Source organism: Moraxella caprae DSM 19149 (genome assembly GCF_000426885.1).
Lineage (GTDB): Bacteria > Pseudomonadota > Gammaproteobacteria > Pseudomonadales > Moraxellaceae > Moraxella > Moraxella caprae.
Window position 1 is genome coordinate 103,652 of record NZ_AUGF01000001.1, and the last position, 12,907, is coordinate 116,558.

Here is a 12,907-nt window from a genome sequence, read left to right on the forward strand (position 1 = left end):
TTTGTTGAACCACCAACAAAAAACTATTCCGCCCTTCAAGCAAACTTAGGGTGAACGGTTCTGATGACTTTTGAAGTTAAATTACTATAAATATATGTCGTATTATCTCTCAATAAGCACTCTCTAACAATATTTTGTTGGAGAGTGTCAATATCAATCATTCATATATTATTAAGGATACAAAGTAGAATGTTATATCAGACAGCTCATTATGCAAGTGTAGGAACATACCAAGATTTCGGCATTATTGGCGTTGGATCTAAACAAATGCTGATAAAAGATAGAGAGCTATGGGAAAACGTAGCCATCATTTTGCATGAATGGCTTTCACCCAACACAAAAGATGACATAGAAAAAATAGTAAGCTCTAAAAATTATTTTCACCATCAGAAAAACCAAGAAGCATTTGATATCATTTATGATAATCATTTAATTATGGTTTATGATGTATTTAAATTAAATGATAGGTATAGTAGAAATTTTTTATATTTTAATCACGAAGGAGCCGATCCCATTTTAGTACAAGAAAAACTCAAAAATTCATCTGTAACCATTATTGGTTGTGGCGGTATTGGCAACCACATATCATCAGTATTAGCAACTGCTGGTGTTGGTCATATTCATTTGGTTGATAGTGACATCATAGAGACAAGCAATCTGACTAGACAGGTTTTGTTTAGTGAAAAAGACATTCAACAACTAAAAACGGAAGTTTTATATAGAGAACTAACCAAAAGAAATTCAGAAATAAAAATCACCACTCAAAATATAAATATCCAATCAGAATATGATGTTTTCAAATTAGAACCATCTGATTTATATATTTTATCAGCAGACAGTCCAAATGACATCATAAATTGGGTTAATACCGCTTGCATTCAAAAACAACAAGCTTATATCAACGTGGGATATATCAATGACATATCTATATTTGGACCTTTTTATATTCCCAAACACACAGCCTGTTTCAATTGCACTCAGTACACACCCAATAACACAAAACGAGACCCTTTTTATCAAATCATTAAAGATATTGAGAACAATTTTAGACCCGCCACCTATGCCCCTGTTAATGGTGTTGCATCAATGTTAGCAGTTGGCGATATTTTACGTTATTTGGGTGGATTTGGAGAAATTTTATCCAAAAATAAAAGGATAGGCATGCACTTTAACAGCCTAAAAATAGAAGAGCAAATTTTCCATATTAATAAGGATTGTTTATGTCAAAAATAACTAACATACCAAATATATTACGAACTATCATTTTTTATGGCGTGGCTTTTGGTAGTTTTCGCATGCTTGTTGGAGGTGTTTCTGTTTTATATCTAATTGGTAAAGGTTTAAATTTAACCGACATAGGTCTATTAAAGTCATTTCAATTTGGGCTAATGATGATTATTGACCTACCTCTTTCTTATATTGCCGATAGATACAGTCGCAAATTATCTACTATATTAGGAGTATTATTTGGTTCCTTATGGTTGTTAACAACAGCTTTTTCTTCTGAAATTTGGCAATTTTATGTTGCAGAAACTTTTAATGCAATATCATTATCTCTATTTAATGGTGCTTACATATCATATTTAATTGATACGAAAAATAAACTATATAAAAATATTGATAATAAAACTATATTATCATATGAAAACAAATATAACAGTTTAGGTATGGCATTATGTGCTTTTATTGGTGCCAGCTTTTTAAAACCAACATCAAATACGATTTGGATTATTGCTGGTGTATTATTGTTAATAATTTGTGCAGGATCTTTTTTACAACTTCCTAGCGACACACAGAATGACATACATGATAGAGGTAAACAAAAAATTATAAACAATACATTAAGTATAAAAGAAAATGTCAATCATTTATTATCCATCATTACAGAAAAAATAGAGATATTTTATGGAATATTAATAACTTCTATTTTACTAATCTATTTTCAGATTATATTGCAACTATGGCAACCTATTATCAAAGATTTTAATCCAAGCGATTTAGGTTGGCTTTATGGTATGTTTTTTTCTATTGTTTCTATGGCTCAATTACTTTCTAGCTATATTGTTGATAAGAATATAAAAAATAAACACACATATATCATTGTTTGTATATTCATTTCATTGATAATTATGTTATTATCCAATATACTTTTTCAACAATCAATAGCTGGTACATTATTGATAATAATTTCTTTATTTATGATGTTTTTTAGCATTAAGTTTTTAATGATAGAAATATCCGCAAGATTTCATGATATAGTACCAAATAATCACCGATCATTTCTTGATAGTATGGGGTTTTTTATTAGTCGCACCATTCTATTGCTCATATTTCCAATCATCACTTACCTAATACAAAGTGTTGGTTTTATATCACTACCTTTTATCCTTCTTGTGTTGATAGTGATATATATCAATCAATCATCGTTTTAAAAACAATGCTTAACCCAACAAAACCATATTATTATTTACCTATCACAATCCGCCATAACAATATCAATACTTGCCAAGTAAATAATCGCATCGGATACCAGCGAGCCATTGATAACCGAAGGCATTTGTTGCAAATGGGCAAAGGTAGGCGTGCGAATGCGAGTGCGGTAGCTCATCGTGCTATTATCGGACACCACATAATAGCTGTTTAGTCCCTTGACCCCTTCCACCATACAGGCACTCTCACCTTGTGGCATGACAGGTCCCCACGACACCGAGATAAAGTGGTTAATAAGCGTTTCAATGTCTTTAAGTGTTTTGTCTTTTGGCGGTGGCACGGCAAGCGGATGTTCGGCCTTATATGCCCCTGACGGCATATTATTTAAGCACTGCTCAATAATCCGTAGAGACTGGCGAATCTCTTCAATTTTGACCAAACATCTGTCATAGGCATCACCGTTATAAAACACAGGAATTTCAAAGTCAAAATTCTCATAGCCCAAATAGGGGCGAGCTTTTCGCAAATCAAACTCAATGCCCGTGGCACGAAGCCCCGCCCCTGTTACCCCCCACGCTAGGGCTTGTTTGGCATCGTATTGGGCAACGGCTTGCGTGCGTCCTTTTAGCACGGTGTTGGTCATCGTTGCCTTATAGTATTCATCAAGGCGTTTTGGCATCCAATCCAAAAACTCACGCACCAGTCGCTCCCAACCATTTGGCAAATCGTGAGCCGTACCGCCAATTCTAAACCACGCAGGGTGCATCCGATAGCCCGTTACCGCCTCAATGACATCATACGCCTTTTGACGGTCGGCAAACATATAAAACACAGGGGTCATACCGCCAGCATCTTGGATAAATGTCCCCCAGTACAAAAGGTTATTGGTAATCCTAAACAATTCACTCATCATAATGCGAATGGTGTTAGCTCGGTCTGGCACACTGATGCCTGCCAATTTTTCCACCGCCATGATATAGGGTAACTCATTCATCACCCCACCCAGATAATCAATGCGGTCGGTATAAGGAATGAACGAATGCCAAGTTTGGCGTTCCGCCATTTTTTCCGCTCCTCGGTGATGATAGCCAATGTCGGGGATACAGTCCACAATCTCTTCGCCATCAAGCTGTAACACCAAGCGAAACGCCCCGTGTGCGGACGGGTGGTTGGGACCGATGTTCAAAAACATAAAATCTTCATCACGCCCAGAGCGTTTCATTCCCCATTCTTCTGGCACAAAGCGTAAGTTTTCTTGTTCAAACTGCTGTTTAGCAGAGTTTAGGAAATACGGCGTAAACTCAGTCGCCCGAGCGTGGTACTCTTTACGCAGTGGGTGTCCTTCCCAGTATTTAGGCAATAAAATCCGTGTCAGGTGCGGATGACCGTCAAACACCACGCCAAACATATCCCACACTTCTCGCTCATACCAGTTGGCATTGGGGTAAATTTGCGTGGCGGACGGAATGCTCTCGCCTTCGGCTAGGGCAACTTTAATGCGAATGTCGGAGTTTCGCTCCAAACTCATCAGATGATAAAACACGGTAAAATCAGACTCAGGTTGCCCATAGCGATGTTTTCGCAGGCGTTCGTCAATGGCGGACAAATCCACGAGCATCACAAAGGGCTTGGGCAATTTACGCAAATACAGCAATAAATCAAGCACTTGGGCTTTATCCACCCACACAGTCGGGATGCCGTCTGCGGTCTCTTGGACGGTCAGCCCTGTAAATTGGGCGTTTAATTCGGTTAAAATCTCAAAATCGTGAATGTGGTGAATGCTCATAATACCAACTGTTTATAATATGTTTGTTAAATTGGTCGCTTGCGTGGGGCTTGCAGTCTCCAAACACTTTAACTAAATGGCAAATTATAACGCAAAATCGCTTTTTTTACAGCATATTTATGATAGATTACGAGAAAAATTGAATGATAAACCATTGTGAGATATAAATTTATTTTATAATTGATGGCTAAATCTTGACAATAAATACTTTATTTGATATAAAATTGAGGAATTTCTTAGGTTAAGGATGTACCCGATGAAAACCGTAGCAGATGTGCAAACTATCTTGAAAAAACTATCAAAATACTGGCAACAGAATGCAACTGTACATACTTTTGATGGTGATTATGATGATATTGAATTCTTTGCCGATAAAAAAGACTTTGCTGAATGTCTATTGCCTTTTGCCAACCATGATGCTTGGCTAAATGCACCACAGCCCAAAAAAGATGCTTGCTTGTCTTATGCTTGGATTCTGTATAACATGAAAACAGTCTATATAGAATGTGATGTTGTTACGCCAGCATGCGAGAATATCTTAAAATATCCCCCCAATACAGAAAATTTGGCAGATGTGCAAAAAGTCATCGCCGAAGCATTGCTTGATGAAGCATTGCACACCAAGATGTCTATTGGTGCGTGCAACTATATTTACCAAAAACGAAATTTACCTCACTTAGGCGAGAATAATTTTTACCTTTCACAATGATAAACAAGATACTAAACAAACAACTTGATGAAAAAAAATAGAAGGTTGGTGCAATTTGCAGTGGTGTGTGCTAGTGAAACACTAATTGCTGACTATCTAGACATTCTATCCAAGGATAATACCATTCAAAATATCTGCTATGAAGTTACCAAGAGACACGCCCTTGATGAGCGTAGTCATTCTGGTGTATTTAGCCATGTCGCCTTGGAAGTGCTAAAAAATGAAAGCAAAGAAACTAGAACGCTATTCATTAATACTCTAAAATCTACCGTACCTTTATTTGCACATACTGAAATGAAAGAATGGGAAAAAATCTTTGGAATACTTAACTTTCCTAATTATCAAGAAATATTAAGAGACACGGATACATTAAAAAATATTGGTATTTATGATAACTCAGTCAATAAACTGTTACTAAGATTGGGGGCAATGTGATGGAATTACTTGGTCTTAGCATAGATATTGTTGTCTTTTTATTAATAGGTTCTTGTATTGCAGGCTTTATTGACGCGATTTGTGGGGGTGGCGGTCTTATTTCTATTCCTGTATTATTAACCGCAGGATTTAGCCCCGCACAGGCGATTGCCGCCAATAAGTTACAAGGAACAGTAGGAGCAATTGCCTCCACCCAATATTATTTAAACAAAGGTGTATTAGATAAAAAATTACTCATTGCTTTATTGCCTCCTGCTATAATTGGCGGTGCAATTGGGACTGCCACTTTATCTTTGTTACCTAGTACACTCCTTGAAAAAATTCTCCCTTTTTTGTTAATTGCAATGGCTTTATATTTTTATTTCTCCAAGAATTTGTCAGATACCACAAAGAAAGCAAAGATGGGTGTATTTCTGTTTTCTTGGACAATTATCCCTGTTATTGCTTTTTATGACGGATTTTTTGGAGCAGGTGCAGGTACTTTTTACCTACTTGCAGTAACTTCTTTACTAGGTTTTGCCGCTACCAAAGCAATGGCATATTCAAGAGTACTTAACCTAGCCAGCAACCTAATTTCCTTGCTTGTCTTTATTTATTTAGGCAAGATGGCGTGGATGGCAGGTATTTTAATGGCAATTGGCGAAACAATTGGAGTATATCTAGGTAGTCATTTAGTTGTAAAAAATGGTGCAAAACTTATGCGTCCTTTGGTGGTTATTGCCTGCGTGCTAATGGCAATTAAATTACTATGGTCATCATCTTGATTTCAAGGCAAATAAGTCCACAAGCATTACTTAGGTAATATTCTCAGAAGTCTCAGTTGATTTGGTGCGTATTACGCACCTTGCTTTTTAAATGTCGTTTATCACACTTGCCTAAAACTTTTAATTTCCTTATCCGCCAATGCATAAACATAAGCGGTTACGCTCTCACCCGTCTCTAAATATGCCGTAATGATAACACGGTCATAGCCTTCCCCTTCAAAGTCATCAAGCTTGTCCCAATGGTTTGTCATCTCATCGGACGTAAAAATAAAGCCTTGCACCTTTTGTCCGTCATCGGCAGGGATAAGAGCAGGATAACCCAATGACGCCCCAAAGCCATTTGGCAAAAGCTCGCCAAAAGCATAAGCCGATACCCATTCGCCACCTACAATCGGTGTCATGATGTGATGATTGGGGCGGTTTGGGGAAAGCGTGCCATAAACAAAAAGGGCGTTTGGGATTGGTATTTTATTTTCCATTTTTGATAAATTTATTGAACTTTAAAACGCATCATCAGGACTTCTTAAATTCTTAACCGTAATCCGCTCGCTATTTTTTCTATCCCGTTCTGGGGTCATAATCGGCTGATAAATGTTTTGGTCAAGATGAATGCCAAGCGGACGGCGTTCTTTTTGAATGCTCTCTTGCAAAAGCATAATCGCCTGAATCAAGGCTTCTGGACGGGGCGGACAGCCGGGGATATAGACATCCACAGGGATAATCTTATCCACGCCCTGCACCACCGAATAAATGTCGTACATACCGCCCGAGTTGGCACATGCCCCCATTGAGATAACCCATTTGGGTTCTAGCATTTGCTCGTACAGTCGTAGTATGACAGGTGCCATCTTAACAAAACAAGTCCCCGCCACAATCATCACATCGGCTTGGCGTGGCGACGCTCGAATGACTTCCGCCCCAAAACGAGACAAATCGTGTACGCCTGTCAAAGTCGTGGCGTATTCCACATAACAACAGCTCGTGCCAAAGTTAAACGGCCACAAAGAATGCTTGCGTCCCCAGTTGGCGGCGGCGTGGGCGAGATTTTCAAGACTGCCCAAAAAGACATTTTTTTCAACTTCCGCCTGCGTGATGTCGTCCACCACTTGACGAGTGGTGTGGGGATAGGTATTGGCGTTTTCGTTGGGGCGGGTTAGGGTGTATTTCATAGTTGTCTGCTTGTTTTTTAAAACTGGCGTTTATAGGAAATTAAATTTAATACTAGGTGTAAACTTTTTTGATAATCGCAAACACTTTTTTTTAAATTTGAGATTAAATATTTTAAAGTTAAAAACTAACTCCAATCAAATTTTTCAAAAACTTGATTGTTTTTGCGGTCAATATACAACTTGATTTCATCTTCGCCACTTTGTATATAATTATAACCACAAACCTTACCAATCAATTCATTACTGCGATTGGTTGCAGATTTATCGCTTAATTTGCCAATGGTTGATTTTCTTTCATATTCTTTGGGATTGAATTTATCCAAATCACCATAAATACCATCCAAATAAACAGAGCCTTGAATAAAATGCCCTGTTTTTAAATACATTTCTTTGGTTACCCAATAATTGATAAGACTTCTTATATAATGATAATAGCCAAAATCAATTTTCTCTCGTCTTTGACATTGTATGGCAAAGTTAGAGTTTTCGGCATCTTGCCAAGACTTTAAAAGACAATATTCATCTTTAAATTGAATATATTCTTGCACCGCTTCATCGTACCATTTTGGAATATCATCAATACTTTCAATGCTGGATAAATCCCCTTTAAAATGATAGCGTTCACCGTCCCATTCAAAACGAATATTGTCATAATCAAATAAAGTAGTATTATGATAGATTAGTTCAGGATTACCATTACCAAAAACCGATACAAAATGGACTTTACCTCTATTCTTGTTCAATGTTTCCAAATCCACTGTCAATAATGGAAAAAATACCATTTTGTGAATGTCATCAGCTTGATAAAAAACATCATCAAAGTTTGGGAAAAGTTTCATTTTATATCCTTATAATTAATAATTCTCAATCAAACTTCTGCGTGGTAACTCGTCCTGTGTCATTGATATGGTCAATATTTGCCATGTCAGTTTTGTCTTTTTCAAGCACCGCTTGCAAGTCTTTACGCCCTGCAAAAATCTTGCCAGACAACTGGGCAGGCACTTTGCCTGTGGGGTCGGTATGCAACTCATCAATCGTGGTAAAGGCGGTAATGCTCGCCAAATCAAAATCGGCAGGACGCTCATAGATACGCTTTTTCTTGGCACGTTTATCAGCAGGAGCCCAGTTCATCGCCCCAAGTTTCATCTCATAAACAAGCCCCACAAACAAAATGGCGATAAAGACAAAGGCGGTCGCAAACCCTACCCAGCCCACTTCTCGCACGCTGACCGAATAGGCGTACAAATACAAGGCTTCTAAGTCAAAAATCACAAAGAAAATCGCCACCAAGTAAAACTTGGCGGACAAATGGATACGAGCCGTCCCTGCTGAGACCACCCCTGCTTCAAAGTTTTCTTGTTTTTGAGAACCGCTTGAGTGCCCACCAAGCAAGCGTGGCACGACAAGCATAAAGACGACAAGCCCTAGACTGGCAAGTAAATAGACAATGGCTGACCATTCGGCTGGCATAAATCACCCCATGTGATTTTATGAAAGTAGATTATAATAAAGTATCCGCTAATCCTGACAGATTAACCTTAAAATTATAGCATATTTTGTAAAATTATTTAAATAAAAAATAACCACATCAGTCATTGGATAAATTTGGCATTTTCACAAAAAACACCGCCAACATGACGATGTTTTTTTGGCTTGGGTTGTTATCGTAAAAACGCACGGGCATTACGGAACAGTCGCATCCATGCCCCATCTTTATCCCACTCGTTCGGTTTCCATGAGTGATTGACCGCACGTAGTGTCCGTTCTGGATGTGGCATCATGAGCGTTACCCGCCCATCATTACTACAAATGCCTGTAATGCCTTGGGGTGAGCCGTTAGGGTTTAGGGGGTAATGCTCGGTGGGTCGCCCCTGACTGTCTACATAGCGTAGGGCAATCTGACCGCTATTTTCTAACTCAAAAATCGCCTTGCCATCAAGATTAGCAAAGCCCTCTCCATGTGCCACTGTAATCGGCAAAATGCTGTCTTGCATGCCCTTTAACAGCACTGATTTGGTACGCTCTACACGCACATTGACGGTGCGAGCCTCAAAACGTGCTGATACGTTGGTGCTAAATCGTGGGAAATGCTCCGCCCCAACCATCAAGCCTTTGAGCTGACTCATCATCTGACAGCCGTTGCACACGCCCAAAGCAAAGGTTTCGGGACGATGGAAAAATCTGGCAAACATCATGGACAACTCTTCGTGGTGTAACACACTATTTGCCCAACCCGAGCCTGCCCCTAACACGTCGCCATAACTAAATCCGCCACAGGCTACTAGCCCATCAACATCACGCAGATTGACACGTCCGCTCATCAGGTCACTCATGTGCACATCAAGTGCGTCAAAGCCTGCCAGTTTAAAGCCTGCCGCCATCTCCAAATGGCCATTCACGCCCTGTTCACGCAAGATGGCAACCTTAGGTTGGCTGGTGCGAGCATTGACATACGGGGCTTCTACAGCTTGATTTAGGTCGTAATTTGCCTGTGCAATCAGTCCGTAATGGTCGATGTCGTTGATGAGTGCAAACTCTTGGTCGGCACAAATAGGGTTATCGCGCGTGCGAGCGATGGCATGGCTGACTTTTGTCCACTCATTTTGTAAATCGCTACGCATGAATTCTAAGTTCACAGTGGCTGTCTGTATACTTAGAATGTCTTGGTCGGCACCACCTACTGGGGTTTCAAAGACTTGTCCGATTTCACTTATCAGCTCTGACACGCCCATACTGTATGCCAACTCTTTAAAATCAAAAGCGTATTCAGGTAGCACCTGCACCACCGCCCCCAACTCTTCGGCAAACAGCTGTCCTAAGACGTTATCATCATCAAGGGACAGGTTAATGGCGACACGGGCAGTGAACTGCATCTCCGCCACGGTGGCAATCAGTCCACCATCAGAAATGTCATGATAGGCACTGATAAAGCCTTGCTCATTGGCACTTTGGATAAACTCAAAAAAACGTCGCAAATCATCGGCACTGTCCACATCAGGACAGTCATCGCCAAGCTGACCTAATGTTTGGGCAAGGATAGAGCCACCTAGACGCAATTTACCTTTTGATAAGTCAATACGATACAGGCGACTGTCCGCATTGATAAGCTCAGGTGTTAGCGTCTTGTTGATGTCTTGGACAGGAGCAAAGCCTGTGATAATAAGACTCATGGGCGATGCCACCGCCTTATCCACGCCATCATCTTGCCAGCTAGCACGCATGGACAAGCTGTCTTTGCCCACAGGAATGGCAATACCTAAGGCAGGGCATAGCTCCTCACCTACGGCATGCACTGCATCATATAACGCCACATCTTCGCCATCATCACCGCACGCCGCCATCCAGTTGGCAGATAAGGTAATGTCCGATATCTTAGCGATATTGGCACTGGCTAAGTTGGTAACCGCTTCGCCCACTGCTAGGCGTGCTGACGCTTTGGGACTGATGAGTGCCACAGGCGTACGCTCGCCCATCGCCATCGCTTCGCCCGTATCGGCAAGCAGTCCTGTCATCGTCACCGCACAGTCCGCCACAGGCACTTGATAACGCCCCACATACTGCTCACGCACCACCATGCCCGTGATAGAACGGTCGCCGATACTAATTAAAAATGATTTGCTTGCCACGGTCGGATGTCTTAGCACATCTCGAACAGCACTGGCAATGTCTAGCTTATCGACATTTAGTGCTGTTCGCTGAACATTTTGGCGACGTACCGAACGCTTCATCTTGGGCGTGCCACCCAGTAGCACTTGCATGGGCATGTCCACAGGTTGCTCTGGCAGTAGCTCGTCATTGACTTTAAGCTGACGCACATCGGTTGCCACGCCCAGTATGGCAAAAGGACAGCGCTCACGCTCACAAATTTGAGTAAATAACTCCTCGTCCTTAGGGTCAATGGCTAGCACATAGCGTTCTTGGGCTTCATTTGACCAAATTGCCATCGGCGACATACCACGCTCTAACGATGGCACTTTTCTAAGCTCTAACACCGCCCCAAGCTCATGGTCATCTACCAGCTCTGGCATGGCGTTAGATAGCCCGCCTGCCCCCACATCATGAATGGAGACGATGGGATTATGCTCCGCCCCCATCGCCCAACAGGTATCAATCACCTCTTGGCAACGACGCTCCATCTCGGCATTATCACGCTGTACACTGGCAAAGTCTAGTCCTTCATCTAGGCTACCACTGTCCACTGAGCTTGCCGCCCCACCACCTAGGCCGATTTGCATGGCAGGGCCCCCAAGCACGATGAGCAAATCACCTTGCTTGATGGCATTTTTTTGCACCAAATCACGCTTGATGTTGCCATAACCGCCGGCAATCATGATCGGCTTATGATAGCCACGCATTTGACTTCCGTCCTGCATGACGCTGGTGTCGAGCTGAAAACTTCTAAAATAACCCGTTAAGTTAGGGCGACCAAATTCGTTACTAAACGCCGCACTGCCTAGTGGAGCGTGAGTCATGATTTCTAGGGCAGATGCCATACGTTCTGGCTTGCCGTATGCTTTGGTCTGAACCTCCCATTTTTCGGGCATCTCTGGCAAGTGCAAATGCGACACGCTAAATCCTGCCAAGCCTGCTTTTGGCTTACCGCCACGCCCTGTCGCCCCTTCGTCTCGTATCTCACCGCCCGAGCCTGTCGCCGCCCCTGCATAGGGAGCGATGGCGGTTGGGTGATTGTGCGTTTCTACTTTCATCAAGATATCAACAGGCTCTTCATGAAAGTCATACTCATGCACGCCATCACTATTTTTATTGACATAAAAACGCTTGGCAGTAAAGCCTTCCATGACCGCCGCATTGTCTTTATATGCTGACAAAATACCCTCAGGCGAGGTTTCATGGGTATTTTTAATCATTTTAAATAATGATTTGTCTTGTTTTTTGCCGCCAATCATCCATTCAGAGTTAAAAATCTTATGACGGCAATGCTCGCTGTTGGCTTGGGCGAACATCATGAGCTCCACATCAGTGGGGTTACGAGCTAAGATGTTAAAATGCTTGACCAAATAATCCATGTCTTCATCCGACAGGGCAAAACCAAACTCACGATTTGCCTGCACCAATGCCGAACGCCCCTGCCCCATGATGTCAATGTGTGTGAGGCTGGCAGGTTTATCATCGCCAAACAGAGCTTTGACCGCGGACAACTCATGGCTTAGACTTTGGGTCATGCGGTCGTGCAGGATATTTTGGGCGACCTGTGGCAGTTTACGTGGTAGCTCGCCATCACCTGTTAGTGTGAACAATACCACACGCTCGACACGCTCAATGTCCACCCCACAGTTTCTAAAAATATCGGTCGCTTTGGACGCCCACGGACTAATCGTACCAAAACGTGGCGACACCACCACTTGACGCTCGCCCTCGCCTGCTTTATCTTCATCAAACTCCAAGCCGTCATTTAAGAGACTCAACGCTTTTTGGCGTGCATCAGCCGTCAGATAGCTAGGAAAAACATAAATCTGCTGTGATTTGATGGCACGAATGGGTAAATTGGCTTTGGTATTTAGCTCTTTGATGAGAGCGTCTGTCTGAAACTGGGTTAAAAACGGCTTTCCAGCTATGGTCATCATGATGGTTATTCCCCACAATTTGATGGATA

9 protein-coding genes and 1 pseudogene are annotated in these 12,907 nt (G+C 41.6%); 4 read left to right on the forward strand and 6 right to left on the reverse strand.

Annotation, left to right across the window (positions count from 1 at the left end; genetic code table 11):
- Positions 1-189: 189 nt before the first annotated feature.
- Both K941_RS0100555 and K941_RS14245 read left to right on the forward strand, forming a co-directional pair.
- Entirely contained in the window at positions 190-1,233 is a 1,044-nt protein-coding gene (locus tag K941_RS0100555) for a ThiF family adenylyltransferase (protein ID WP_029102054.1), read from the forward strand.
- Entirely contained in the window at positions 1,221-2,432 is a 1,212-nt protein-coding gene (locus K941_RS14245) for an MFS transporter (protein WP_228130340.1), read from the forward strand. Before K941_RS0100555 ends, K941_RS14245 begins: the two co-directional genes overlap by 13 nt.
- Before the next feature lie 35 nt (positions 2,433-2,467).
- Here the strand turns inward: K941_RS14245 and nuoC are convergent, their stop codons facing one another.
- On the reverse strand, positions 2,468-4,216 hold the full coding sequence (gene nuoC, locus K941_RS0100565; protein ID WP_029102055.1) for an NADH-quinone oxidoreductase subunit C/D: 1,749 nt from the start codon (positions 4,214-4,216) through the stop codon (positions 2,468-2,470).
- Positions 4,217-4,472: 256 nt separating this feature from the next.
- Between nuoC and K941_RS17670 the strand changes: the two are divergent.
- Together K941_RS17670 and K941_RS0100575 are read left to right on the forward strand one after the other, a co-directional pair.
- Positions 4,473-5,360, forward strand: a pseudogene (locus tag K941_RS17670) (diiron oxygenase).
- Positions 5,360-6,124 (forward strand): TSUP family transporter, encoded by a 765-nt coding sequence (locus tag K941_RS0100575; RefSeq protein ID WP_029102056.1) that lies wholly within the window; start codon positions 5,360-5,362, stop codon positions 6,122-6,124. The pseudogene K941_RS17670 and the gene K941_RS0100575 overlap by 1 nt, the downstream one beginning before the upstream one ends.
- A gap of 101 nt (positions 6,125-6,225) precedes the next feature.
- Here the strand turns inward: K941_RS0100575 and K941_RS0100580 are convergent, their stop codons facing one another.
- From K941_RS0100580 to purL, 5 genes are all read right to left on the reverse strand, one after another.
- Positions 6,226-6,603, reverse strand: coding sequence for a gamma-glutamylcyclotransferase family protein (locus tag K941_RS0100580; RefSeq protein ID WP_029102057.1), 378 nt, complete (start codon positions 6,601-6,603; stop codon positions 6,226-6,228).
- A 21-nt stretch (positions 6,604-6,624) separates the two neighbouring features.
- On the reverse strand, positions 6,625-7,293 hold the full coding sequence (locus tag K941_RS0100585; RefSeq protein WP_029102058.1) for an NADH-quinone oxidoreductase subunit B: 669 nt from the start codon (positions 7,291-7,293) through the stop codon (positions 6,625-6,627).
- Between the two features lie 125 nt (positions 7,294-7,418).
- Positions 7,419-8,132: a hypothetical protein gene (locus K941_RS0100590; RefSeq protein WP_029102059.1), complete on the reverse strand. Its 714-nt coding sequence runs from the start codon at positions 8,130-8,132 to the stop codon at positions 7,419-7,421.
- A gap of 25 nt (positions 8,133-8,157) precedes the next feature.
- A complete protein-coding gene (ndhC, locus tag K941_RS0100595) occupies positions 8,158-8,763 on the reverse strand; it encodes an NADH-quinone oxidoreductase subunit A (protein ID WP_029102060.1) in 606 nt (201 codons plus the stop codon).
- Positions 8,764-8,954: 191 nt separating this feature from the next.
- Complete coding sequence (gene purL / locus K941_RS0100605; protein ID WP_172462009.1) at positions 8,955-12,878, reverse strand: phosphoribosylformylglycinamidine synthase; 3,924 nt, start codon at positions 12,876-12,878, stop codon at positions 8,955-8,957.
- Positions 12,879-12,907 lie beyond the last annotated feature (29 nt).